21 protein-coding genes and 1 other RNA gene are annotated in these 25423 nt (G+C 64.3%); 11 read left to right on the top strand and 11 right to left on the bottom strand.

Going from position 1 to position 25423, the window contains the following annotated elements:
* Positions 1 to 39 precede the first annotated feature (39 nt).
* The 5 genes from purH (at position 40) to DWV00_RS32230 (ending at position 5185) form a co-directional block, all read left to right on the top strand.
* A complete protein-coding gene (purH, locus tag DWV00_RS32250; RefSeq protein ID WP_115537677.1) occupies positions 40 to 1605 on the top strand; it encodes a bifunctional phosphoribosylaminoimidazolecarboxamide formyltransferase/IMP cyclohydrolase in 1566 nt (521 codons plus the stop codon).
* A 252-nt stretch (positions 1606 to 1857) separates the two neighbouring features.
* Positions 1858 to 2400: a crossover junction endodeoxyribonuclease RuvC gene (gene ruvC / locus DWV00_RS32245; RefSeq protein ID WP_115537676.1), complete on the top strand. Its 543-nt coding sequence runs from the start codon at positions 1858 to 1860 to the stop codon at positions 2398 to 2400.
* A gap of 87 nt (positions 2401 to 2487) precedes the next feature.
* The gene (ruvA, locus tag DWV00_RS32240) at positions 2488 to 3069 is read left to right on the top strand and encodes a Holliday junction branch migration protein RuvA (protein WP_115537675.1); all 582 of its coding nucleotides are present in this window, start codon (positions 2488 to 2490) and stop codon (positions 3067 to 3069) included.
* 66 nt (positions 3070 to 3135) lie between these two features.
* Positions 3136 to 4203: a Holliday junction branch migration DNA helicase RuvB gene (gene ruvB / locus DWV00_RS32235; RefSeq protein ID WP_115537690.1), complete on the top strand. Its 1068-nt coding sequence runs from the start codon at positions 3136 to 3138 to the stop codon at positions 4201 to 4203.
* A 40-nt stretch (positions 4204 to 4243) separates the two neighbouring features.
* Positions 4244 to 5185: an oxygenase MpaB family protein gene (locus tag DWV00_RS32230; RefSeq protein WP_115537674.1), complete on the top strand. Its 942-nt coding sequence runs from the start codon at positions 4244 to 4246 to the stop codon at positions 5183 to 5185.
* A 118-nt stretch (positions 5186 to 5303) separates the two neighbouring features.
* Here DWV00_RS32230 and DWV00_RS32225 read toward each other — a convergent pair whose 3' ends face one another.
* From DWV00_RS32225 to tyrS, 4 genes are all read right to left on the bottom strand, one after another.
* Positions 5304 to 6545, bottom strand: coding sequence for a cystathionine gamma-synthase family protein (locus DWV00_RS32225; protein ID WP_115537673.1), 1242 nt, complete (start codon positions 6543 to 6545; stop codon positions 5304 to 5306).
* Positions 6546 to 6657: 112 nt separating this feature from the next.
* On the bottom strand, positions 6658 to 7329 hold the full coding sequence (locus tag DWV00_RS32220) for a histidine phosphatase family protein (protein WP_115537689.1): 672 nt from the start codon (positions 7327 to 7329) through the stop codon (positions 6658 to 6660).
* A 27-nt stretch (positions 7330 to 7356) separates the two neighbouring features.
* Positions 7357 to 7815 (bottom strand): D-aminoacyl-tRNA deacylase, encoded by a 459-nt coding sequence (gene dtd / locus DWV00_RS32215; RefSeq protein ID WP_115537672.1) that lies wholly within the window; start codon positions 7813 to 7815, stop codon positions 7357 to 7359.
* 69 nt (positions 7816 to 7884) lie between these two features.
* The gene (gene tyrS, locus DWV00_RS32210; RefSeq protein WP_115537671.1) at positions 7885 to 9132 is read right to left on the bottom strand and encodes a tyrosine--tRNA ligase; all 1248 of its coding nucleotides are present in this window, start codon (positions 9130 to 9132) and stop codon (positions 7885 to 7887) included.
* Positions 9133 to 9402: 270 nt separating this feature from the next.
* On the opposite strand from tyrS, the gene DWV00_RS32205 reads away from it, so the two are divergent.
* A complete protein-coding gene (locus DWV00_RS32205) occupies positions 9403 to 10560 on the top strand; it encodes an anhydro-N-acetylmuramic acid kinase (protein WP_115537688.1) in 1158 nt (385 codons plus the stop codon).
* A gap of 153 nt (positions 10561 to 10713) precedes the next feature.
* Here the strand turns inward: DWV00_RS32205 and erpA are convergent, their stop codons facing one another.
* The 3 genes from erpA to rplM all read right to left on the bottom strand — a co-directional run bounded on the left by erpA (position 10714) and on the right by rplM (position 12192).
* Positions 10714 to 11079, bottom strand: a complete 366-nt coding sequence (gene erpA, locus DWV00_RS32200; RefSeq protein ID WP_115537670.1) for an iron-sulfur cluster insertion protein ErpA — start codon at positions 11077 to 11079, stop codon at positions 10714 to 10716.
* 280 nt (positions 11080 to 11359) lie between these two features.
* The gene (rpsI, locus tag DWV00_RS32195) at positions 11360 to 11752 is read right to left on the bottom strand and encodes a 30S ribosomal protein S9 (protein ID WP_115537669.1); all 393 of its coding nucleotides are present in this window, start codon (positions 11750 to 11752) and stop codon (positions 11360 to 11362) included.
* 11 nt (positions 11753 to 11763) lie between these two features.
* Positions 11764 to 12192: a 50S ribosomal protein L13 gene (rplM, locus tag DWV00_RS32190; RefSeq protein ID WP_102609495.1), complete on the bottom strand. Its 429-nt coding sequence runs from the start codon at positions 12190 to 12192 to the stop codon at positions 11764 to 11766.
* Positions 12193 to 12756: 564 nt separating this feature from the next.
* Between rplM and DWV00_RS32185 the strand changes: the two genes are divergently transcribed.
* The gene (locus DWV00_RS32185; RefSeq protein WP_115537668.1) at positions 12757 to 13179 is read left to right on the top strand and encodes an OsmC family protein; all 423 of its coding nucleotides are present in this window, start codon (positions 12757 to 12759) and stop codon (positions 13177 to 13179) included.
* A gap of 82 nt (positions 13180 to 13261) precedes the next feature.
* On the opposite strand, the gene rnpB is transcribed toward DWV00_RS32185, so the two are convergent.
* The 3 genes from rnpB to pyrC form a co-directional block, all read right to left on the bottom strand.
* An RNA gene (rnpB, locus tag DWV00_RS32180) (RNase P RNA component class A) lies at positions 13262 to 13673 on the bottom strand.
* Positions 13674 to 13775: 102 nt separating this feature from the next.
* Positions 13776 to 14645 (bottom strand): DUF3025 domain-containing protein, encoded by an 870-nt coding sequence (locus tag DWV00_RS32175; RefSeq protein ID WP_115537667.1) that lies wholly within the window; start codon positions 14643 to 14645, stop codon positions 13776 to 13778.
* A gap of 43 nt (positions 14646 to 14688) precedes the next feature.
* Positions 14689 to 15777 carry a dihydroorotase gene (gene pyrC / locus DWV00_RS32170; protein ID WP_115537666.1) on the bottom strand — a complete coding sequence of 363 codons (1089 nt, stop codon included), beginning with the start codon at positions 15775 to 15777 and terminating at the stop codon, positions 14689 to 14691.
* Between the two features lie 227 nt (positions 15778 to 16004).
* Here pyrC and DWV00_RS32165 point away from each other — a divergent pair, with 227 nt between their 5' ends.
* Positions 16005 to 16904 (top strand): class II glutamine amidotransferase, encoded by a 900-nt coding sequence (locus DWV00_RS32165; RefSeq protein WP_115537665.1) that lies wholly within the window; start codon positions 16005 to 16007, stop codon positions 16902 to 16904.
* Positions 16905 to 16917: 13 nt separating this feature from the next.
* Here the strand turns inward: DWV00_RS32165 and DWV00_RS32160 are convergent, their stop codons facing one another.
* A complete protein-coding gene (locus DWV00_RS32160) occupies positions 16918 to 17643 on the bottom strand; it encodes an amino acid ABC transporter ATP-binding protein (RefSeq protein WP_115537664.1) in 726 nt (241 codons plus the stop codon).
* A 285-nt stretch (positions 17644 to 17928) separates the two neighbouring features.
* Here DWV00_RS32160 and bcsA point away from each other — a divergent pair, with 285 nt between their 5' ends.
* Genes bcsA through DWV00_RS32145 form a run of 3 tightly spaced genes read left to right on the top strand, consistent with a single transcriptional unit; the run spans position 17929 to position 25311 of the window.
* A complete protein-coding gene (gene bcsA, locus DWV00_RS32155; RefSeq protein ID WP_115537663.1) occupies positions 17929 to 20298 on the top strand; it encodes a UDP-forming cellulose synthase catalytic subunit in 2370 nt (789 codons plus the stop codon).
* The gene (locus tag DWV00_RS32150; RefSeq protein WP_115537662.1) at positions 20295 to 22619 is read left to right on the top strand and encodes a cellulose biosynthesis cyclic di-GMP-binding regulatory protein BcsB; all 2325 of its coding nucleotides are present in this window, start codon (positions 20295 to 20297) and stop codon (positions 22617 to 22619) included. Before bcsA ends, DWV00_RS32150 begins: the two co-directional genes overlap by 4 nt.
* Positions 22603 to 25311: a cellulose synthase subunit BcsC-related outer membrane protein gene (locus DWV00_RS32145; RefSeq protein WP_245965123.1), complete on the top strand. Its 2709-nt coding sequence runs from the start codon at positions 22603 to 22605 to the stop codon at positions 25309 to 25311. The genes DWV00_RS32150 and DWV00_RS32145 overlap by 17 nt, the downstream gene beginning before the upstream one ends.
* Positions 25312 to 25423: the final 112 nt, after the last annotated feature.

Below are 25423 nucleotides of genomic sequence, written 5' to 3'. Positions count from 1 at the left end.
CGCGCCACCCTCGTTTCCCTTTCGGCCATCGTTCCCATCATGATCAAGCAAGCGCTCATCTCCGTCTCCGACAAGTCAGGCATCGTCGAATTCGCTCGTTCTCTGTCGGACCTCGGCGTCAAGATCCTGTCGACGGGCGGCACCGCGAAACTGCTCGCCGATTCCGGCCTTCCGGTCACCGAAGTGGCCGACTACACCGGCTTTCCCGAGATGCTCGACGGACGCGTGAAGACGCTGCATCCGAAAGTGCACGGCGGCATCCTCGCCCGCCGCGATCTGCCCGAGCACATGGCCGCGCTCGAAGCGCACGACATTCCGACGATCGATCTGCTCGTCGTGAATCTGTACCCGTTCGTCGCCACCGTCGCGAAGGAAGATTGCACGCTCGAGGACGCGATCGAGAACATCGATATCGGCGGCCCGACGATGCTGCGCTCGGCGGCCAAGAATCATCGCGACGTCACCGTCATCGTCGATCCGGCCGATTACGCCACGGTGCTCGATGAAATGCGCGCGAACGGCAACACGGTCGGCTACAAGACGAACTTCCGGCTGGCGACGAAGGTGTACGCGCATACGGCGCAATACGACGGCGCGATCACGAACTATCTGACGAGCCTCACCGAAACGCTGCAGCACTCGTCGCGCAATACGTATCCGGACACGCTGAACCTGGCCTTCGAAAAGGTGCAGGACCTGCGCTACGGCGAGAACCCGCACCAAAGCGCCGCGTTCTATCGCGACATCGCAGTGCCGGCCGGCGCGCTCGCGGGCTATCGCCAGCTGCAGGGCAAGGAACTGTCGTACAACAACATCGCCGATGCCGACGCAGCTTGGGAATGCGTGAAGACGTTCGAAGTCCCCGCCTGCGTCATCATCAAGCATGCGAATCCGTGCGGCGTGGCCATCGCGGAGAGCCCGGCCGAAGCCTACGCGAAAGCGTTCCAGACCGATCCGACGTCGGCCTTCGGCGGCATCATCGCGTTCAACCGCGAAGTGGACGAAGCGGCGGCTCAGGCCGTCAGCAAGCAGTTCGTCGAAGTGCTGATCGCCCCGTCGCTGACGGACGGCGCGAAGCAAGTGCTCGCTGCGAAGCAGAACGTGCGCGTGCTCGAAATCGCGCTGGGCGCGGGTCAGAACGCATTCGACTTCAAGCGTGTCGGCGGCGGCCTGCTCGTGCAGTCGCCCGATGCGAAGAACGTGCTGTCGCGCGATCTGCGCGTCGTGACGAAGCGTTATCCGACGCCGCAGGAAATGGACGATCTGATGTTCGCTTGGCGCGTGGCGAAATTCGTGAAATCGAACGCAATCGTGTTTTGCGGCAAGGGCATGACGCTCGGCGTCGGCGCGGGCCAAATGAGCCGGGTGGATTCGGCGCGCATCGCGAGCATCAAGGCGCAAAACGCCGGTCTTTCGCTGCAAGGTTCGACCGTGGCGTCGGATGCGTTTTTCCCGTTCCGCGACGGCCTCGACGTCGTTGTCGCGGCAGGTGCGACGTGCGTGATCCAGCCGGGCGGTTCGGTGCGCGACGACGAAGTCATCGCGGCGGCCGACGAGCACAACATCGCGATGGTCGTGACGAGCGTGCGGCATTTCCGTCATTGATAGCGCGTCGAAACGCATGCGCGGCGTCTCGTTTCGCCGCACAAGAACCCGGCCGAGGCCGGGTTTTTTCATGCCTATCGATGTCGCATTTTCTTCATCTCCATCGGTCGGTTTTTTGCACTGTGCGGCCCAAGCCACCACCCGCACGCTGCCATGCGCGCCGAACTGGGTGCCCCGGGCTAGGCGCCCCGCACGATAGGCGGCCGTTACCGTCCGTTGTAATATCTCGGGCACTTAGTCCGGTTTTAGTTCATGAGAATTCTCGGCATCGACCCAGGCTTGCGCGTCACGGGCTTCGGCGTCATCGAGCAGACGGGCCATCGGCTCACCTATGTGACGAGCGGCGTCATCCGCACCAAAGACGGCGATTTGCCTTCCCGCCTCGGCACGATTTTCGACGGCGTGTCGGCGCTGATTCGTCAACACGCGCCCGATCAGTCGGCGATCGAAAAAGTGTTCGTCAACGTCAATCCGCAATCGACGCTGCTGCTTGGCCAAGCGCGCGGCGCCGCGATCTGCGGGCTCGTTGCCGGCGGCGTGCCGGTGGCCGAGTACACGGCGCTGCAGCTCAAACAGGCGGTGGTCGGCTATGGTCGCGCGACGAAGGAGCAAATGCAGCAGATGGTCGTGCGTTTGCTGAGCCTATCGGGCGTGCCGGGCACCGACGCAGCCGATGCGCTAGGCATGGCGATTTGCCACGCCCACGGCGGCAATACGCTTGAGACGCTGGGCGGTCTCGCGCCGTCATTGGCCAAGAAGGGGCTGCGCGTGCGGCGCGGGCGGCTCGTGGGATAGCGGCGGGCAGCGCAATCGTCGCGGCGGCGTTCCGGCCAGGCGCCCCGGTGCGCTACACTCGCGCTTTCGGTTCACGCCCACTCCGCCATGATCGGTCGCATCGCCGGCATCCTGCTCGAAAAGAATCCGCCTCACCTGCTCGTCGATTGCAACGGCGTCGGCTATGAAGTCGACGTGCCGATGAGCACCTTCTACAACCTGCCGCCCACCGGCGAAAAAGTCGCCCTGCTCACGCAGCTCATCGTGCGTGAAGACGCGCACCTGCTCTACGGCTTCGGCACCGCGCAGGAACGCGCCACGTTCCGGGAACTGCTCAAGATCAGCGGCATCGGCGCGCGCATGGCGCTGGCCGTGCTGTCCGGCATGAGCGTGCAGGAACTCGCGCAGGCCGTCACGCTGCAGGATGCCGTGCGTCTCACGCGCGTGCCCGGCATCGGCAAGAAAACGGCCGAACGGTTGATGCTCGAACTGAAAGGCAAGCTCGGGGCCGATATCGGCGCCGCCGCGGCCGCCGCCTCGCCGTCGGATCACGCGTCCGACATCCTCAACGCCCTGCTCGCGCTCGGCTACTCCGAAAAGGAAGCGCTCGCGGCAATCAAGAACGTGCCCGCCGGCACCGGGGTCTCCGAAGGGATCAAGCTCGCCCTCAAGGCACTGTCGAAGGCGTAACCGCGGGCCGAACGCCGCAGGCATCGCCGGGCCTGAGCGCCGGGCGCGCGCGGTACAATGGCACGCATGATCGAAACCGACAAGCTCGCCAGCGAGCGCATCATTGCCGCCACGCCCGCGTCCTCGCACGAAGAAGCCTTCGAGCGAGCGCTGCGTCCGCGCCAGCTCGACGAATACGTCGGGCAGGAAAAGGTGCGCGGCCAGCTCGAAATCTTCATCGAAGCCGCGAAACGCCGTTCGGAAGCGCTCGACCACGTGCTGCTGTTCGGTCCCCCAGGGCTCGGCAAGACCACCCTCGCGCACATCATCGCGCGCGAAATGGGCGTGAACCTGCGCCAGACTTCCGGCCCGGTGCTCGAACGCGCGGGCGACCTCGCCGCACTGCTGACGAACCTCGAAGCGAACGATGTCCTGTTCATCGACGAAATCCACCGGCTCTCGCCCGTCGTCGAGGAAATCCTGTATCCGGCGCTCGAGGATTACCAGATCGACATCATGATCGGCGAAGGGCCGGCCGCGCGCAGCGTGAAGCTCGATCTGCAGCCGTTTACGCTCGTCGGTGCAACCACGCGCGCGGGCATGCTGACCAACCCGCTGCGCGACCGCTTCGGCATCGTCGCCCGCCTCGAGTTCTACGATGCGGAGCAGCTCTCGCGCATCGTGCGCCGTTCGGCGGCGCTGCTGGGCGCGCAAATCCACCCGGACGGCGCATTCGAAATCGCCAAACGCTCGCGCGGCACGCCGCGGATCGCGAACCGCCTGCTGCGGCGCGTGCGCGACTACGCCGAAGTCAAGGCCGACGGTGAGATCACCGCGCGCGTCGCCGATGCGGCGCTGGCCATGCTCGACGTCGATCCGGTCGGCTTCGATTTGATGGACCGCAAGCTGCTCGAGGCGATCCTGCACAAGTTCGACGGCGGCCCCGTCGGCGTCGACAATCTCGCCGCCGCCATCGGCGAGGAGCGCGATACGATCGAAGACGTCCTCGAACCCTATTTGATCCAGCAAGGCTTCTTGCAGCGCACGCCGCGCGGACGCGTCGCGACGCTCGCGGCTTACCGCCACTTCGGCCTTGCCGCGCCCGACGCTCAAAGCACCGTGCGCAATCTGTGGGACGACGCGAACGGCGCGTGAGCGCCCCACGCCGATCCATGAGCTTAGAGGCGAGGTAGCGATGTCCGAACCGGGTACTCATCACGGCAGCGGGCAAGACACCTCGGATCCCGCGTTTGTCATGCGTTTGCGCCAGCGAATCTCGCAAGGCGTACTTAGCGTGACGAGTGGAAGCGGCCCCTCGCTCGATTACACCCATCCTCCCGGCGATCCGGGGCTATTCGGCCCCGACGCCGTCTGCTGGCAAGTGCATGCCGATTTCACGTCGATGATGATCGGCGGCATCAGCGCGTTGATGCTGCAGACGTTGCATCCGCTGGCATTGGCCGGGGTCTGGGACCATTCGACGTTCCGCACCGACATGCGCGGACGCCTGCGGCGCACGGCCACGTTCATCGCGGGCACGACCTACGGCGCGCGCGCCGATGCCCATGCGCTGATCGAGCGCGTCAAGCGTATCCATCTTTCCGTCACGGGCGTTGCGCCCGACGGCCGCCCCTATCGCGCGAGCGACCCCGCGTTGCTGACGTGGGTGCACGTGGCGGAAGTGTCGAGCTTTCTGGCCGCGCATCTGCGCTACGTGAATCCCTTGCTGTCAACGGCCGAACAGGATCGCTATTACACCGAGGTCGCACTGATCGCCAAGATGCTCGGCGCGACCGATGTGCCGGAAACACGGGCGCAAGTGGCCGAGTATTTGTCGTCGATGCGTCCGGAACTCGAAGCGGGGCCGCGCACGCACGAAGTCGTGCGCATTTTGCGCGATGCGGCGCCGCCCGATCGCCCGCTCATGAAACCGGCGGTGCGATTGATGCTGAACGCAGGCGTCGATCTGTTGCCCGATTGGGCGCAGGAAATGCTCGGCCTCACGCCGCTCGCGCGCATGCGGGCGGGACTCGCGCGGCCCGGCGTACGGCTTGTGGGGCCGTTCATTCGCTGGGCGCACGTGAATGCGGTGTCGAAACGGGCGAGGCAACGGGCGGCGGCCGCGCCGGATGTTTAGCCGTGCTTAGCGTGCATGGCCATGCCAATGCACGGTGGCCAAGATCAGGACGGGAGGCCGCTGCGAGATTGGAAAGGGGGACAACAAGAACGCCCCCTCCGATCCGGCGATCCGGATGTTATGCCGCCAATGCCAACGCTTGCGAAAAATCGGCAATCAGATCGTCGATATCCTCGATGCCCACCGACAGCCGCAGCATTCCGTCGGAAATACCCATCGCCTTACGCGTTTCCGCGCCGGCTTCGTAAAAAATCGTCGGTGCCACGGGAATGATGAGCGTGCGCGTGTCGGCAAGGCCCGTTGCCTTGATCGGCAACTTGAGCGCATTGACGACTTCGATCATGCGCGCCGCGTTGAGCAATTCGAACGAAAGCAGCCACGATGCGCCCTTGAATAGCGCTTGAGCGATCTCGTATTGCGGATGGCTCTTTAGGCCCGGATAGAGCACCTTGCCGACGGCCGAGTGCCCTTCCAGGAACTGCGCAAGCGCAAACGCGTTCTCGCTGCTTTGCTTCACGCGCAAGGCGAGCGTTTCGGCACCCACGGCAATGGTATGGGCCTGTTCCGACGACAACGTCGCGCCCATGTCGCGCAGGCCTTTCTTGCGGATCTGCAACAGCCCCTGCTCCTTCGCCGGCGCACGCCGATACTCGTCGGCAATGTTCGGATACGCGCTCCAGTCGAACAACCCCGTATCCGTCACGGCTCCGCCAAGCGCCGTGCCGTGGCCTGCGATCGTCTTGGTCAGCGAGTTGATGACAAGGCTCGCGCCGACCGCCTTCGGCTTGAACAAGGCAGGCGACGTAATCGTGTTGTCGACCACATACGCGATGCCATGCTCGCGGCAGACGTCGCCGATTCTGCTCAAGTCCGGAATCTGCGTGCCGGGATTGGCGATCGTTTCGACGAATACCATGCGCGTATTCGGCCGAATCGCATTCTTCACGTTCTCGGCGGCGCCCGCATCGACTGTCGTGACTTCGACACCCAGCGTACGCAACGTGCCGAACAAGCTATTCGTGTTGCCGAACACGTAACGGCTCGATATCAGATGATCGCCGGCGCGCAAGAGCGTGAGAAACGTCGCCGTGATCGCGGCCATGCCGGTGCTGAAGCAGATCGTGCCGACGCCCTCTTCCAGGCTCGTGATCTTGCGCTCGAGCGCCGCCGTCGTGGGGGTGCCTTGCCGCGCGTAATTGAAGCCGCCCTTCTTCGTACCTTGAAACACGCCGATCAGATCCTCGACGCGCTCGAAGCCGTATTGCACGGAGGTATGAATCGGCTGGTGCACGCCGCCGTGCTCGTTGCCCACGGCTCGGTCGCCGTGAACGATGCCTGTGGTGAAACCTTGCTTGTCCATCCCTTCTCCGCTTTCGAGTCGATTGCCGCGGCCCAAGGCCGGTAACCCACGGCCCGGAACATCCAATTTTTCAATCGGGCGGTGAGGCCTACTGCAAATTAGCGCATTCGCATCATTTGCGAGCGCCACCCTTCGCTAATCCGTCATCATCGCTCGCGCTGCCAAGATGGGTCACATCGGCCCAATCGAGCACCTTCGCCGCTCCGCCGCCGTCGAACTCGACGGTGTTGATGCTCGTGTTGAGCAACGGATAATCGCGCGGCGCATCGAGCGCCAAGCCGTTTGCATGACGGTACACGCAATCGAGCACGCCGCCGTGCGTGACGCAGGCGATACGGCCGCCCGGATGCTTCGCCACGATCGCGGCCACGGCGTGCACGACCCGATGATAAAACCCGCGCACCGATTCCCCGCCCGCCGGCGCGAAGCCGGGATCCCGGGTTTGCCAATGCGCGTATTCGTCGGGATAGCGCTGCGCGATTTCTTCGCTGTCGTGGCCCTGGAAAATCCCATAGGAACGCTCGCGCAAACCCTCGACGAGATTCGGGACAATCCCGAGTGCGGAAGCCGTAGGTTGCGCCGTTTGCTGCGCTCGCTGCAGATCGCTCGAGTAGATCGCGTCAAGCCGCAAACCGTCGCGCGCTTCGCGGGCCAATCGCTCGGCGAGACGCTGCGCCTGCAAGGCACCGGTCTCTGCAAGCGGAATGTCGATGTGCCCTTGGATGCGCTTCACGCGATTCCAGGACGTCTCGCCATGTCGGATGAAAAGAACTCGCGTGGGCATCGGCATCTGCGTGAAATCGAAAAAAGTTCAGGGACGCGTCTGCAGCCAGAACGTCACGGGCCCGTCGTTGACGAGCGACACCTGCATCATCGCGCCGAACTCGCCCGTTTCCACGATCGGATGGCTCTTGCGGGCCGCCGCGACGAAGCGGTCGAACAACCGCTTGCCGTCTTCGGGCGCCGCCGCGGGCGTAAAGCTCGGACGCAGGCCGCTCGCCGTATCCGCGGCGAGCGTGAATTGGGAGACGAGCAGCAGGCCGCCCGCGCGCCCCGCCCCGTCGATGTTCGTCACGGGCAGGTTCATCTTGCCAGCCGCATCGCTGAAGACGCGATAACTGAGCATCTTCGTGAGCAGCTTGTCGGCACTCGCCTCGGTATCGCCGCGTTCGGCGCACACGAGCGCGAGCAGCCCCGGCCCGATCTCGCCCGTGATGCGCTCGCCCACGCGCACGCTAGCCTGCGTCACTCGCTGGATCAGCGCGATCATCGGCAAGCTCCGTTGCCGTACCCGCGGGCCAGCGCCGTCTCTCGGCAAGTGAACGACACGAGCCGCCCCTTACGCCGTGAGCGTCACGCGCGCGAAGCGGCGCTTGCCCACCTGCACGATGTATTCGCCGGCCTCGACCTTGAGGGCCTTGTCCGAAATCACCGTGCCGTCGATCCGCACGCCGTTCTGTTCGACGTTGCGAAGCGCATCGCTGGTGGACGAAGCGAGCCCCGCCTGCTTCAGCAACTGGCCGATCGCAAGCGGCGCGCCGCCGAGCGTGACCGAGGGAATATCGTCGGGCACACCGCCCTTGGCGCGGTGGTTGAAATCCTCGAGCGCACGTTCGGCATCGGCCGGCGAATGGAATCGCGCGACGATCTCCTGCGCGAGCAGCACCTTGAAATCGCGCGGATTGCGTCCCGCTTCCGCCTCGCGCCGGAAACCCGCGATTTCGTCGAGGCCGCGGAACGACAGCAGCTCGAAGTAACGCCACATCAGGACGTCAGAGATGCTCATGAGCTTGCCGAACATGTCGTTCGGCCTTTCGCTGATGCCGACGTAGTTGTTCTTCGACTTCGACATTTTGTCGACGCCGTCGAGGCCCTCGAGCAACGGCATCGTCAAGATGCACTGCTGTTCCTGCCCGTATTGCTTTTGCAATTCGCGGCCGACCAGCAAGTTGAATTTTTGATCCGTTCCGCCGAGTTCGAGATCGGCGTTCAATGCGACCGAGTCGTACCCTTGCATCAGCGGATACAGGAATTCATGGATCGAAATCGGCACGCCGCCTTGGAAGCGCTTCGTGAAATCCTCGCGCTCGAGGATGCGCGCCACCGTGTAGCGCGAGGCGAGCTTGATCATGCCGTCGGCACCGAGCGGCATCGACCACTCGCTGTTGTAGCGAATTTCGGTTTTTTCACGGTCGAGCACGAGGGCTGCTTGCTCGAAGTACGTCTTGGCGTTCGATTCGATTTGCTCGCGCGTGAGCGGTGGACGCGTTGCATTGCGCCCGGACGGATCGCCGATCAGCGAGGTGAAATCGCCGATGAGAAAAATGACCGTATGCCCGAGGTCCTGCAGCTGGCGCATCTTGTTCAGCACGACCGTGTGCCCGATGTGAATGTCGGGGGCGGTCGGGTCGAGACCCAGTTTGATCCGCAGCGGCGTGCCCGTGGCCGCGCTGCGGGCGAGCTTCTGCGCGAATTCCTCTTCGATCAGCAGTTCATCGGCGCCGCGCTTCGCGACGGCAAGCGCATGGCGCACCTCGTCCGTGATCGGAAACGGCGAGGCAGGCTTGGAAGTGGACTCGGTGCTCATCTTTGGAATTCGGTTGATCCGGCTGGCGGACGGTGCAAAAGCCTTAATTCTCCCATATTTAGCGTGTGGATCGGCACGAAGGACCTGATTGAGGCGATCGTGCGGCCGTTAGCAAGGGCAGCGGTTCTCGCGGATAATCGGTCCCGCGAGCAAGTGCACGGGCGCTTTCTTCAGGGCATTTCCCCAGGCCCATCATGAAATGACGACGAGGAGCAAGAATTGGCCGCAAGTGCGACTCAAACCGGTGCCGACGGTGTGTATTTCGGGCTGATGTCGGGTACGAGCATGGACGGCGTCGACGGCATCGCGGTCGAGTTCCGCGCGGGCGAGGCCCCGCGCGTCTTGGCCGATGCCTTCGTCGGTTTCGCCGACGGCCTGCGCGCGGCGCTGTTCGCGCTGCAGCAGCCCGGCGAGAACGAAATCGAGCGCGAGGCGCTGGCCGCTTCCGCGCTGGCCGCCCGCTATGCCGTGTGCTGCCACGAGCTGCTGCGCGGCGCGAACATCGCCCCCACGCGCGTGCGCGCGATCGGCGTGCACGGCCAAACCGTGCGCCACCGCCCAGAAAAGGGGTACACGCGGCAGATCAACAATCCCGCGCTGCTCGCGGAAATGACGCATATCGACGTCGTCGCCGATTTTCGCAGCCGCGACGTCGCGGCCGGCGGCCAGGGCGCACCGCTCGTTCCGGCCTTTCACGCACAGGTGTTCGGGGCGCAGGACGAAACCCGCGTCGTCTGCAATCTCGGCGGCATCAGCAACATCACCATCTTGCCGCCCGCGCGGGCGCAGGCGGAGCGCCGTGAAAAACGAGCGGACGAACGCACGGACGGCGGTGCGGCCGACTGCCAGGCGATCCGAGGTTTCGATTGCGGCCCCGCGAACGTGCTGCTCGACGAATGGGCGCAGCGCCACCTCGGCACCCCCTACGACGAAGGGGGACGATTCGCCGCAAGCGGTACCGTCGATCAATCGTTGCTGAACGTGCTGCTCGACGAGCCGTTCTTCGAACAGGCTCCGCCCAAGAGCACGGGGCGCGATCTGTTCAACGCCCAGTGGCTCGACGCCAGGCTCGCCGGCTTCGAAGCGCTCGCCCCCGCCGACGTGCAAGCGACGTTAGCCGCACTGACCGCGGTGAGCGTCGCACGCGAAATCGAGCGGCACGCGCCGGGCTGTCGCGCGGTGTACGTCTGCGGCGGCGGCGCACGCAACCCCGAGTTGCTGAAGGCGCTGGAGCACGCGCTGGATCGAAGCGGCGTCAGCGGCGTGCCCGTGATGACGACCGACGTGCTCGGTGTGCCTCCGCATCACGTCGAATCGCTGGCATTCGCCTGGCTCGCGATGCGCTGCGTCGAGCGCGCGGCCGGCAATTTGCCGGCGGTGACGGGCGCGGCCGGCGAACGGGTGCTCGGGGCGATTTACCCTCGTTGAGGGTGATCGCACGGCAAGGAGCCGTCCGTCGTCTGCCCGTATGTCGTCACTAAGCGCCGCACCAATGAAAAACGGGGCCAAAGCCCCGTTTTTCCGATGCAGGCGGATCGGACCGCCTAGCCGATCATCCGGCGATGCGTCCGATGCGTCTTATTAAACCGAGAACGACGAACCGCAGCCGCAGGTCGTCGAAGCGTTCGGGTTCTTGATGACGAACTGCGCGCCGTTGATATCGTCCTTGTAGTCGATTTCGGCGCCGACCAGATATTGGTAGCTCATCGAATCGATCAGCAGCTGCACGCCGCCCTTGTTCATGACGGTGTCGTCTTCGTTGACTGCTTCGTCGAACGTGAAACCGTACTGAAAGCCGGAGCAGCCGCCGCCCTGGACGAACACGCGCAGCTTGAGGTCGGGATTGCCTTCCTCGTCGATCAGTTGTTTCACTTTATCGGCCGCCGCGTCCGTGAAGACGAAGGGGCTCGGCATTTCGGTCACGGGGGTATCGGTGACGGCGTTCATTCGAACTCTCCAAAAAAGCTTCCAAGCGCAATTGCTTACACGCGCTATTGTATGGCCCTTCGCCAACTCTTGCTGAGCCGTGTTTCGGTAACCCTATGAATGCAATGGGTTCTGATCCCGGCTGCCCAGGCGAAAACGTGGGAAATACACGACAGATACAACGCCACTTGGAGGCAAAGCGAGCAAAACCAAGGGCATACAAACGAAAAAGCCGCCGTGCGAAACGCAGCGGCGGCTTTTTCGGCAGCACCCCACCGCAAGGCGGAGCGCTTCGAAGCGATTAACGCTTCGAGAATTGCTTCCTGCGGCGTGCCTTGTGGAAGCCGACCTTCTTACGTTCGACTTCACGAGCGTCACGCGTCACGAAGCCGGCGTTCGACAGAGCCGACTTCAGCGTCGCGTCGTAGTCCATCAGCGCGCGCGTGATGCCGTGGCGAACGGCACCCGCTTGACCCGTTTCGCCGCCGCCCGTCACGTTGACCTTGATGTCGAACGTGGTGCCGTGGTTCGTGAGTTCGAGCGGTTGGCGCACGATCATCAGCGACGTTTCACGCGAGAAGTAATCCGCGATGGGCTTGCCGTTGACGACGATGTCGCCCTTGCCGGCCTTGATGAAGACACGAGCGACGGCGCTCTTGCGGCGGCCCGTACCGTAGTTCCAATTACCGATCATGTGGGCTCCCCTTAGATCTCGAGCGCCTTCGGCTGTTGCGCCGAATGCGGATGCGTGGCTTCTGCGTAGACCTTCAGCTTCTTGATCATCGCGTAGCCGAGCGGGCCCTTCGGCAGCATGCCCTTGACCGCCTTCTCGAGCGCGCGGCCCGGGAAGCGTTCTTGCATCTTGCCGAACGTCGTTTCATAGATGCCGCCCGGGTAGCCCGAGTGACGGTAGTACTTCTTGTCCGTGGTCTTGTTGCCCGTGACCTTCAGCTTGCCGGCGTTGATGACGATGATGAAATCACCGGTGTCGACGTGCGGAGTGAACTCAGGCTTATGCTTGCCGCGAAGACGGCGTGCCACTTCGCTGGCGACACGGCCGAGAACCTTATCCGTCGCGTCAATCACGTACCATTCGCGCGTCACCTCTTCGGCTTTGGCGGAAAACGTCTTCATGATCGATCCAAAAAATTGACCTGCTTGATTGCCCTTCTACGTATTTTTCCTGCTTGGATGTGGCGCATCGAGGCACCGTGCAGGCTCTCCCTGTTCTTCTTCCGCGGGCATGAATGCGGAAAAGTCCTGAATTATAAAGGAATTTGAGAGTGCGCGTCAAAGGTGTGCCGGCTGTGACGGCCCCCGGCGTGAAAACGACGCTTGCCGGTCAGCCTTCAAGCGCCCGCCGCGGCCGTGACGGCAGCAGCGCGCCCGCCGGGCCAAGGCCACAGCGGCGGGCTAGCTCGGGCCAAAAAAAAGCCCGAACGTTCGGCTCGGGCTTAATCCACCTAAGGAGGAGGGTGGAGGAGACATGCGGAGATTGTCGAAAACGACAACCAATGAGGCGCATTGTACAGAGCAGACGGCTTCTAGGCAAGAAAATTTGCATTGCGAAAACGCAACCCACAATGTGGAATATGCAAAGCACCGTGAACGGATAGCCCTTGCCCGACCCGGGGCTCTTTCGGCGGCTACAATGCCTATCCGATCGAATATCAACGCAAGCACTGCGGGAGTTGCGCTATGGAATGCAAAGTGAGCTGGATGGGACCCGACGGCATGGCGTTCGCGGCCGAGACCGGCAGCGGCCATCTGGCGATGATGGACGGCGCGCCGGAGGGCGGCGGACGCAATCTGGCACCGCGGCCGATGGAGATGGTGCTGCTCGGCACGGGCGGCTGCACGGCTTACGACGTCGTCATGATCCTGAAGAAGAGCCGGCAGGAGATATCCGATTGCTCGGTCACGCTCAAGGCCGAGCGCGCGAGCGAGGATCCGAAGATTTTCACGAAGATTCACTTTCACTTCACGGTGACGGGCAAGAACCTGAACCCGGCCACCGTCGAGCGCGCGATCAACCTGTCGCACGACAAATACTGCTCGGCGTCGATCATGCTGGCCAAGACGGCCGAATTGACGCATTCGTTCGACATCGTCGAAATCTGAGCCGGATGCGTACCCGCCCACGGCGGGGTACGCACCGATAAAAAAGCCGACGTCGAGCGACGTCGGCTTTTTTGCATTCAAGCGGCAAAGCAGGCCGGTAAGCCGGATTCTGTGCGCTCACGGCGCCTTGCGACACCGCGCACGTGGCAGCCATTCCTCTAGGCGCGCCATTGCTGACGCGCTCGAGCTTCCTACCCGCAGGCGAGACGGGGGCCCCGCCTTGCATCCGAAGATGCGTGCCTGCCTATTTGGAATTGCTCCGGGTGGAGGTTGCCGTGCCGTCTGCGTCGCCGCAGCCGCGGTGCGCTCTTACCGCACCGTTTCACCCTTACCTGATCCCGGCTTGCGCCGGGCCATCGGCGGTCTGTTCTCTGTTGCCCTGTTCCGCGTGTCGCCACGGATGGCCGTTAGCCATCACCCTGCCCTATGGAGTCCGGACTTTCCTCGCCCCTCCCGGCGCAAACCGGGAAAGCCGCGACTGCCTGGCCTACTTTGCAAGGCGGGAGTGTACCACCGAGCCGCGTTTGCCCACGGGCGCCGTGGACGCCGTGAGGCAACACCGCAAAAACCCGACGGGGATCGCGTCGGCCGCGCGTTCAGCCGACCGAGCGGCTAGCCCGTCGTCCCGGGCGAAAAACGCCGGCGTCGTCATAGAAAGCCGCATCCGCATTGGTCGCCCAAAAACCGGGCACGCCCAAGACCGGCAGCGGAGCGTAGCGCCGGTTGTCTAGGACGCCCGCCGTGAGCGATTCGGCTACGGCTTCATCGAGCCACGCATCCCGCCGATCCCGAGACCATCCGAAGTAGTCGGCGGACGCGCCGACGATCCAAGCATGCCCCGTGCAGGCCTTATAGGGCGCAATCAGCTTTTCGAGCAGCGCGTGGCCGAATATGCGAGCCTCGCAACGCTGGCCCCAGGCAGCGCGTTCGTCGATGAAGAGCCGCTTCCAATCGAAGGCGGTCAGCGCGGCGCTCAAGTTCGGATCGGCACAGACGAACAACACGGCGTTCTCGTCGAACAAAGTGAGAAAATCGCGTTCGGCGCCGCGCGCGCCTTTGATGCCGTCCCGCTCGATCGCCCGCGATTGGTGTGCGTTCAGCGTCGCCTTCACGCGCGGATGCGTGAACCACACGAGCGCATTGAAGAAGTCATGCAGGTTGCGGCGTGTGGGCACGGCGCCCGTTTCGGCGATATGGGCTTCGTAGGCCGCACCGGCGGGCAAATCATCCTGCTCGATGAACGAGAGCGGCCGGCCGTTGCCCGTCACCTGCCCTGCCTCGCGCGCTTGATGCGCGAGCATAGAGACGAAACCGGAGGGATCAGCCTGCGCCGAGCGCTGCCATTGCATACCGCGCTCGGCGTAAGGGGCAAGCCAAGGCGCGTCCCAGTCGATCCGATCGAGGCCCAAAATGGGCAATGCATCATCCTCGAGCGCGCCGGCATCAAAGGTTTCGTACCGGGTCATCGCGCCTCGGTCGAATGTCAAAATGTCAATCTGCGCTCGGCGTTCAGGCCAGACGCCAGCCGATCGTCTCGCCGGCACGCAGCGGCACGACCGTCGCCTCGCCCGCGAAAATTTCGGCTGGCAGCGTCCAGTTCTCCCGAACGAGCGTCACGCGCTCGCTGCTGCGCGGCAGACGGTAGAAGTCGGGGCCGAAGAAGCTCGCGAACCCCTCCAGCTTGTCGAGCGCTCCGGCGTTGTCGAACGCTTCCGCATAGAGTTCGAGCGCGTGCAGCGCCGTATAGCATCCGGCGCAGCCGCATGCATGTTCCTTCAAGCCCTTCGGATGCGGCGCGCTGTCGGTACCGAGGAAGAAGCGGGGGCTGCCCGAGGTCGCCGCCTCGACAAGCGCGACCCGGTGCGTTTCTCGCTTGAGCACGGGCAGACAGTAGTAATGCGGGCGAATGCCGCCCTGGAAAATCGCGTTGCGGTTGTAAAGCAGATGGTGCGCCGTGATCGTCGCGCCGAGCAGGCCGGCCGGCGCATCGTCGTCGCGGACGTATTGCGCCGCATCCTTCGTCGTGATGTGCTCGAACACGACTTTGAGCGCCGGGAAGTCGCGGCGCAGCGGCATCATCACGCGATCGATGAAGACCTTCTCGCGATCGAACAGGTCGATCGACGAATCCGTCACCTCCCCATGCACGAGCAGCGGCATGCCGGTTTCCTGCATTGCCTCGAGCGTCTTCGCGCATTTCGACAGATCGGTCACGCCGAAATCGGAATTGGTCGTGGCCCCGGCCGGATAAAGCTTCACGCCGTGCACGAACCCGCTTTCGCGCGCGCGGCGGATCTCGTCGGGCGGGGTGTTGTCGGTCAGGTAAAGCGTCATCAAGGGTTCGAACGTCGCCCCGATCGGCAGCGCGGCCAGAATGCGCTCGCGATACGCGCGCGCGGCTTCGACCGTCGTGACGGGCGGCTTCAGGTTCGGCATGACGATCGCGCGTCCGAACTGGCGCACGGTATGCGGCAGCACGGCGCCGAGCATCTCGCCGTCACGCAGATGCAGGTGCCAATCGTCGGGACGGGCCAACGTGAGCGAGGACAACGTGCCGCTCGAGTGCGCGGCGGTCGGGGACGAATCGGAAACGGTCATGGCGACGATCTGGCAAGAAAGCCCGCGGGAAGCCGCGCGGCGATGAGAAGTGGACACTCAGAAGCCAAGCCGAGCCGGCCCGGTCGTGGAAAAACAGCAACGGGCACGCTACGGTGCCCACGGATTTCGCTTTTTTCGGCCGACGGCTCGGTATATGCTTCGAAACAACATATTGTAGCGGGTTCGCAGGGCGGGCCCGCCCGTTCACCCGCTCCGCCAGTCGTAACATGTGCCAACTCCTCGGAATGAACTGCGCCGCGCCGACGGACGTCACGTTCTCCTTCACGGGCTTCGCAGCGCGCGGCGGCATCACCGACCACCACGCCGACGGCTGGGGTATCGCCTTCTTCGAAGACAAGGCCTGCCGTCTGTTCATCGACCATCAATCGTCGGCCACCTCGCCGATCGCCGAGATGGTCAAGCGCTACCCGATCAAGTCGAAGAACACGATCGCGCATATCCGCAAGGCGACGCAAGGCCACATCCTGCTCGAAAACTGCCATCCGTTCATGCGCGAACTGTGGGGCCGGCATTGGATCTTCGCGCACAACGGCGATCTGCAGGCCTATCAGCCTGAGATCACGGGCGTCTACCAGCCCGTCGGGACGACCGACAGCGAACTGGCCTTTTGCGCACTGCTGCAAGGTTTGCGCCGCGCATTTCCCGGCGCGCAGCCGCCGTTGCAAGAGTTGTTCGATACGCTGGCCGCGCTCACGCGCGAGATCACGGACTACGGCGTATTCAATTTCCTGATGTCGAACGGGCAGGCGCTGTTCGCGCACTGCTCCACGCATCTGCACTACATCGTGCGGCGTTGGCCGTTTTCGACGGCGCACCTGATCGACGCCGACATGTCGATCGACTTCGCGCAGTACACGACGCCCGAGGATCGCGTCGCCGTGATCGCCACGCAGCCGCTGACCGACGACGAAATCTGGACCGCCTTCGCGCCCGGCGATCTGCTGATGTTCCAAGACGGCGAGGTGGCGGCACGCGCGCACATCCCGGTGCCGCTCGCGGTGCTGGAAAAGGCACGCAATCCGGCCTGCGATCCGAGCGCATCGGCCTCGATGGGCCCGCGCCCCGCGACGCTCGAAGCCGACGATATCGCGGCGTTCGAATCGTAATTCGCCGCGACGCTCAGTGCAGGATCTTCGCGAGAAATTCCTTCGCGCGATCCGACTTCGGATTCTCGAAGAAAGCGTCCTTGCGATCGTCTTCCACGATCGCTCCGCGGTCCATGAAGATGACGCGGTGGGCGACCTTCTTCGCGAACCCCATCTCGTGCGTCACGCACATCATCGTCATCCCTTCCCGCGCGAGCTCGACCATCACGTCGAGCACTTCGTTGATCATCTCGGGATCGAGCGCCGAAGTGGGCTCGTCGAACAGCATCGCGACGGGATCCATCGACAGCGCCCGCGCAATCGCCACGCGCTGCTGCTGGCCGCCCGAAAGCTGTCCCGGGAATTTGTCGGCGTGTCCCTTTAGCCCAACACGATCGAGGAGCGCCACGCCCTTGGCGGCGGCTTCGTCTTTCGAACGGCCGAGCACCTTGATCTGCGCGAGCGTGAGGTTCTCCATGATCGACAGATGCGGGAACAGCTCGAAGTGCTGGAACACCATGCCGACCTTCGCGCGCAGTTTGGACAGATTCGTCTGTTTGTCGCGCAGCGATTGTCCGTCGACGGCGATCTCGCCTTCCTGAAACGGCTCGAGGCCGTTCACGGTCTTGATCAACGTCGACTTGCCCGAGCCCGACGGCCCGCACACGACGACCACCTCGCCCTTCGCGACTTCGGTGGTGCAATCGGTGAGCACCTGAAACGTGCCGTACCACTTTGAAACGTGCTTGATCGAAATCATCCGGTGATCCTTGGCAAAAACGCACCGGCCATCACAGTCCGGCGAGAAGCCCTCGCATGATACGCGGCCAGCGCCGGATGCAAAAAGAGCCAATACGCGGATCGCTCAGGAAATCCTTACGCGGTAATACGGCTTCACCTACGCAAATCTAAGCGAAGCCAGCGTTCAGTACTGACCCGCATCAGCCGATAAACCGGGGGTCCCGTTCCGCAATTCCAATATCCGAGAACTCCGCAGCCCCGCCGCCGGGGGCTCGCGTCAGGCCGACAGCGAAACAGCTCGAATATGTCCGAGGCGACCGAAACGATTACCGTCGATCAAGCGAGGCGCCCCATCACGGCCGGCGCCCGGCTCGCGTCCGCACGCAAATCGTGCCGGGATGCGCGAGCGCTCGCGACGCTGCCCGAGTGGGGCGTGGTGGCGCTCTGGGCCGCCTCGTTGGCCGCGCTCGGCGTACTGGCGGTCGTCAAGCTCGACCTCAGCGCGCAGTACCGGCTCTCGTTTTCAGTCGTCGCGGCCATGCTGGTGCTGCGCCGCACCGGCGACCAGCGCCATACACGGCTCTTCTTCCTGCTTTGCTCGGGATTCCTGACGTTTCGCTATCTATACTGGCGCACCACGTCGACGCTGGGCTACAACGGCTTCGCCGACTTTGTCTTCATGCTGCTGCTCTACGGGGCCGAGCTATACGGCATCGTCGTCGCCATGCTCGGCCTGTTCGTCAACAGCCGCCCTTTGCAGCGCGCGCCGGCGCCGCTGATCATGACGCCGGGCGCACTGCCGAGCATCGACGTGTTCATCCCGACCTACAACGAGCCGCCCGAGCTGCTGCAGGTAACGCTGCGCGCGGCGCTCGACATGCGCTATCCGCGCGCGCTGTTCAATGTCTATCTGCTCGACGACGGCGGCACGCTTCAGAAGCTCACGCAGGCGGACCCGGCCAAGGCGGCCGAAGCCCTCGAGCGATCGCTGGCGCTCAAGCAGATGGCCGAGCGTCACGGCGGCATCTATCTGACGCGCGAACGCAACGTCCATGCGAAGGCGGGCAACATCAACGCCGCGCTCGAGCATACGCGCGGCGATCTGATCGCGATCTTCGACGCCGACCACGTGCCCACGGCCGACTTTCTGGAGAAGACGGTCGGCCATTTCCAACGCGACGATCGGGTCTATCTCGTCCAGACGCCGCATTTCTTCATCAATCCGGACCCGCTCGAAAAGAACCTCGGCATGTTCGGCCGAATGCCGCCCGAAAGCGAAATGTTCTACTCGGTCGTCCAGCACGGGCTCGACTTCTGGAACGCGTCGTTTTTCTGCGGATCAGCCGCGTTGCTCAAGCGCCGCTGCCTCGAGGAGATCGGCGGCATCGCGGGCAACTCGATTACGGAAGACGCAGAAACCGCGCTCACGCTTCATGCGCGCGGCTATCACAGCCGCTACGTGGACGAAGCCTTGATCTCGGGCCTGCAGCCCGAGACGTTCGCGAGCTTCATCGTGCAGCGCGTGCGCTGGGCGCAAGGCATGATCCAGCTGTTCCTGCTGAGCAACCCGCTGCGATTGAAAGGGCTCACGCTCGCGCAGCGGCTCTGCTACTTCTCCAATGCGTTCTTCTGGTTCTTCTGCTACGCACGCGTCGTCTTCCTGTTCGCGCCCATCATGTATCTGCTGTTCGGGCTACAGTTCTACAACGCAACGATTCCGCAATTCTTCGCCTACGGCTTGCCGCAGATGATCGGGGCCATTCTGGCCTCCGACTACCTGTTCGGCCGTTATCGCTGGACGTTGATCTCCGAAGTCTACGAGCTGCTGCAATCGATGTTCTCGCTGCGAGCCGTCGTTTCGGTGATGTTGCGTCCTCGCGCGCCCGGCTTCAAGGTCACGCCCAAGGGAGAAAAGATCGAGGAAGACTCGATCTCCGAACTGGCGGGGCCGTTCTACGTCGTCTACGTGCTCGTGCTGCTGGGCGTCGCGGCCGGCGTATGGAAACTCGTGCATGGCTATCCGCACCGCGACGTCATCGTCTCGGCGGTCAGCTGGTGCGGCCTGAACCTCGTCCTGCTCAACGCCTGCATCGGCGTGCTCTACGAACGCAAGCAGCGCCGCGCCGTGCCGCGTGTGCCCACGAATCTCGAAGCCGTCCTCTATGCCGGATCGGCCGACGACGACGCCGAGGACGCTAGTCCGAAGACGGCCTGCCGCATCGTCGATCTTTCGGCCGGCGGACTCAAGGCCGTCGTCGCGGCCGGCGATGCGTCGCATGCACCACGCCAAGGGGACGCCACGCTCGAAATCTTCAATGCGGCGCGCGGGCACACGAGCCGCATCCCCTTGACGATACGCAACGCGTTTTCGACGCGCGACGGCGAACTCGCGATCGGCGCGCAGTTCATCGACGACAGCGTGGCCGGTCTCTCGGAACGCGTCTCGCTCGTATTCGGCGACAGCGGCCGTTGGCGCGATTTCCGCGAGAGCCGTAACCGCCGCATCGGCGTGCTTCCGAGTCTTGGCATCGTCTTCAGGCTTGGGCTGATTCATGCATTCGGCCACTACCGCGTGTTCGCCACCGGCATGCTGCGCTATGCCTCCCATCCGCTGCGAGCCGCCTCACGCTCCGCGGCGGCTCGACGCTCTCGCCATCCAAAGCAACATCAATGAAGGTATCGTCCCTTTCCCGTGCAACGGCCCGAACGGTCTGTTGCATCGTTGCCTTGATCGCCAGCACCGCGGCGTTCGCCGGCGGACATGCGAAACCCGCGCCAAAGGCCACGGCGGAACAGATCTCGGCCGCGGCGAACGTAGCCTCCGTCGCGACGCAGGCCGCGGCAAGCGCCGGCGAAACCGTCTCTCTCGCGGCGCTCGGCAATTTGAACGGCGCGCTGCGGCTCGCCGGTGCGTCGGCGTCCCGAAGCATCAGCATCCCGCTGTCGGCTCGCGAGCGCGTGCGCGACGCCGTGCTTCACCTCGTCGTATCGAATTCGATTTCCCTGCTGACGGATCGCTCGGAGCTCGCCGTGCGCGTGAACGACCGCACGATCGCACAACTGCAGTTGTCTTCGCGGCAACCGGAAGCGACGGCCGACATCCGCGTGCCGTCCGAGCTGCTGCGGCCCGGATACAACACGCTCACGTTCGCGGTCGCGCAGCATTCGACCGAAAACTGCGAAGACCCCAACGCGCCGGAGCTTTGGACCGAAATCGACACGAGCGCATCGACGCTGCAGATGCAGACCGCTCTCGCGCCGCTCACGCCGACGCTGGCCGATTTGTCGAATCTCATCGACCCGAAGCAATGGAGCGCGCGCGCACTGACGATCGTCAACGCTTCGCATCCGAACGGCGAGTCGCAACTGGCCGACGGCAGCCTCGTCGCGCAAGGGATCGCACTGCGGCTGCGATACCTGAGCGAGGTGCCGCGCGTGCTGGATGCCGAGCATGGCAGCGGCGCCGGCATGTTGCCGGGCCTCGCGCTCGCCCCTTTGGCGGATACGGATGTCGTGCTGATCGGCTCACGCGACGCGCTGCGCGGCTACCTCGACGACAAGACAGTGGCCCAGATCGACGGGGCTTTCCTCGGCATTTATCCGAAGCCGGACGACGCACGTCGTTTCGTGCTCGTCGTGAGCGGCCGCAATGACGCGGAAGTCGAACGCGCGGCGCGCGCCTTCGCGCATAGCGAAGTGCCGCTGCCGCGCAGCAGCGCGCTCGTCATCGGCTCCTTCGACGAGACGACGCTTCCGCCTTGGTCGACGGACAAGACGCTTACGGGCACGGCCCCGCATCGGTTCCGCGATCTCGGCTTCTCGAGCCGGACGCTGCACTCCGGTGACGCCGCCGACCTCGACGTGCGGCTGCCGGCGGACATCTACGCGCCCGAGGACGCGAAGGTGACGCTGGACCTGAACTTCACAGAAGGCGCGAAGATGCGCGAGGACTCGATCCTCAACATCCTGCTCAACGGCCGCTTCGAGCAGGTGGTCGCGCTCGATCAGCAGCAAGGCGCCGTCATGCGCCACTATCGAATCAGCATTCCGCTGCGCGATTTTCGAGCGGGACTCAACACGCTGTCGCTGCGGGCACTACTCGTGCCGCTCGTCACCGATCGCTGCGCATTGCGCAACACGCAGAATCTCGAGGTCACGCTGTTCGACGACTCGACGGTAACATTGCCTGCCGCTTCGCATTTCACGACGCTCCCAAACCTCGAACGCTTCGCGGACAGCGGCTTTCCCTATACGGTCCGGCCGGACGGCAGCGATCTCGCGCTGCGGCTGGCCGCGCACGACGACAAGACCATCGCGGCGGCGTGGACCTTGATGGGCCGGCTCGCGCAGAGCCAGGCCGCGCCGCTTACCGCGGCCCAGCTGACGTTCGACGCTCCTGCAACGGCCCGCCACGATGTGATTTTGATCGGTGCCGCATCGGCGCTGCCGAGGCCGCTGTTGAAACACGCGCCATGGTCGCCGGGCGCGAGCATCCGCATTGCCGACGACGCGACGGTTCCCGCCGATCCGCAAGGCGGCGGCGCGCTCCCCTTGGGCTTGGGGCACCTGCTCGGCTCGCAGGCTCGCGCGGCGCTGGCCGACGTCACGCTGCGCGGCGACGTGCCGCTCTCGCATCAACTGCTCGTCATGCAATACCGCGGCGAACGAGGCGGCGCGATGACCGTGCTCACGGCGGCCGACGCCGGCGAATTGGCCGACGGAATCGGACGGCTAGTCGAGCCGAATTACTGGAGCGAGCTGCGCGGCGACATCTCGCTGCTGACGTTCGATCGTCCCGATTTGTGGACGGGGCGAGTCGGCGGCACCTATGAGGAAGGCACGCTCGGCCCGCTCGCTTGGCTCGGATTTACGCTCTCGGCCCATCCTTGGCTTGGCTATGTCGCGCTCGTCTTGCTGCTGTCGATATTCGCGGGGTCATCCGCGCTGCTGTTGAAACGCTATCACCGGAAGCGGCATCGTGGCACCGAGGAGTAAGGCGCAGGCGCATCGAGGTACCCTCTGGGTGCTCGGCTGCTGCTTCGCTGCGCCGATCGCGTATTGCCCCGCCCAAGCAGCGCGCGCCGCTCAGAACAACGTGCTCACAATCGAGCGGCGCGACGCGGCACCCGCCGGCGAAACGGGAGCGGGCGAAACCGAAATCGTCCGGCGGCACGCTCAAGGCGAGGTGAACCGGTCAACGCAGACGCCAGGCGCTTCGCGCATCGTGCGCACGGAACAACGCAATTTCGTCGACACGGAAGCGGGAGCGATGGCGCCGACAACGCCGATGGAAGGGGCGCCGGCCGATATTGCCGCGTCGGCCACGGCGAATACGGCGAACGCAGCGGCGGCGAGCATGGCGGCAGCGCCGAACGCCTCGCTTCCCGTGCCTGACGAACGCCCGCTATGGCGTGCGCTGCACGATCACCGCCTCGCCGACTACGATCGGCAGTTGGCACGGATCGAGCACGAGGCACCTTCGTGGCGCCCTTCGCCGGCGCTCGTGGCGGAACGCGCGCGGCAGCAGCAAGCATCCGAAGTCGCCGCCGCCCTGCAAAGCTACGATGCGGCAGCGATACGCTTGGCGATCGCCCGCGTGCCCGACGCATTCAGCTGCGAGCATATCGATCGCGTGTGGCAAGCCGCCGACGTCTTCGCCCAAACCGGGCACCTCGACGAAGTCGACGCGCTCTATCGAACGGTCATCCCGGCTTGCGCGCCGGAGGCAAATCGCATCGCGACGCTGTATCGCGCCGAACACCAGTTGTCGCGCGATCAGGCCGACACGTTGATCGCACTCGAAGCTTCGCAAGGGCATCGCGACGCTCAGGGCGAGATCGCATTCGAACGTCTGCGCTACGCGCACGCGATTGCGGCGCTCGGCAAGCTGTCGCCCGCCTCGCCGGAAACGGCTTCGCAACTCGCGCGCGTGGCGCCGTCGATTCGCGCCTATCGTGATGGTCCGGCCGCGGCGCTTGCCGGGTGGATCGCTCACGCGCAGCATGATCGAAGCGGGGCGCAAAACTGGTTCGAAAGCGCCCTGACATTCTCGCCAAACAATCTCGATGCCACGCTCGGGCTCGCCCAAGTTCGGATCGAAACGCATGACTACGATGGGGCGCAGTCGCTGCTCGACGCACCGGCGCTGCGCGACGATCCACGCGCGCGGCAAGGAAGCGCACAGATCGCACTCGCGCGCGCGAACGACGCTTACAAGGCACGCCGCTACAACGAAACATTGAAATGGCTAGACGTAGCCGAGCAAGAGGGAATGCCGGCAACGGCCACGGCGGGACTGCGCGGTTGGAGGCTGTATGCGATCGGCCGGTACGAGCAAGCGGCTGCGGCATTCCGGGTCGCCTACGACGCCCGTCATGACGACGACACCGCCGAAGGGCTCGCGTTGTCGATCCACGCAATGTGCGAGCACGGCGTGAAACGTCCCACGGGCGACGGACGCATCGACGCCTACCTCGATGCCATCGATGCGCAGACGCTGTACTACCGCAAGCAATTCGTCGCATCGCACACGGCACTGCGCGATGCCCTAACGGGCTCCGTCGATCCGCAGCGCATCGCTCGCTACGTACCCGCCGATTTGACGGGTATCGATGCACCTTCGCTGACGGGCGGCCTCACATGGTCCGATCACATCGGTGCGGCGGGGCAAGGCCGGCTCGATACGATCGGGCCCGAAGTGCAAGGTGAGTGGTTCCACGGCACTGCGAAGTTCTTGCTGCAACATCGGCTGTTGTTTATCAATGCGGGGACGGCATCGCTCGATCAGACCGCAATCGGCGGCTTGACGCTTGCCGAGGAGCTGCAAGCGACAATGGCGACGTCGACACATATCGGCGCCTTACCCAAGATGGACTGGCGCTTGTCCTTCGGCGGCACGCAGGGGCCCCCGTCGGGATTCGAGCCGAATTTCTTCGGCAGCGTACGCCAGCAAACCGCGTGGGGCATGTGGTCGCTAAACGGCGGTTGGCAACCCGTGCGGGACTCGCTACTGTCGTGGCGCGGCATATCCACCACCGGTCCCGGTGGCATTGGAATTGAGCACTGGGGGGCGGTCAACAGCGCATCGGGCGGAGGACAGTTGCGCTGGCAAGTGGCACCGCGCTGGAACCTCTCCGCCGGAGCCGAAACCAAATGGCTGACGGGCACGAACGTGCCGGGCAACGAAGGCATGTCGGTCGATTTGTCCGCGGGTTATGACGCCCCCTTCCACGGCTTCGACTACTTCAGCGTCGGACCAGCCGTGCACTATCTGTCATATCGACGCAACGAGAATTTCTATAGCTTCGGACAAGGCGGGTACTACAGCCCTCAGTCCTCCGTCAGCGCGGGCGTTGCACTTCAGTGGCTGACGACGGAAGGGCGGAACTGGCAGGTTCGAGGCAGCGTGGAGGGCGGGGTGAACGATACGCTCCAGCATGGCGAACTGTGCGGTTCACCCGGTACCGCCGTACTCATCTGCGCCGGCAGCCACGATAAGGGCCCCTACGCCAGCACTGAAGTCGCAGCAGTGGTCAAACTCTCGTCGCGCGTCCAAATCGGTGCGCACGTCGATGCAAACGTGACCCCGGGCCGCGACAAGCAATTCGGCGCGGCGATCTTCGTCCGCTACTTCTTCGAGCCGCGCACCGCCGTGTTCAGCACCGACCTGCCGAGCAGCGCGCAGTAGGTCCGCTTTCATTCACCGACAACGGCTCTGCGTCCCGGCGAACATCGAACGGGCCCGCGTCGCTCGCAAGGATGCCTAGCGTCGAGCACCCCAAACGAAAAACGGGCGACAT

Origin of the sequence: Trinickia dinghuensis (assembly GCF_003367175.1) — a bacterium.
In the GTDB taxonomy this organism is placed as follows: domain Bacteria; phylum Pseudomonadota; class Gammaproteobacteria; order Burkholderiales; family Burkholderiaceae; genus Trinickia; species Trinickia dinghuensis.
This window is presented reverse-complemented; position numbering and strand designations above follow the sequence as displayed.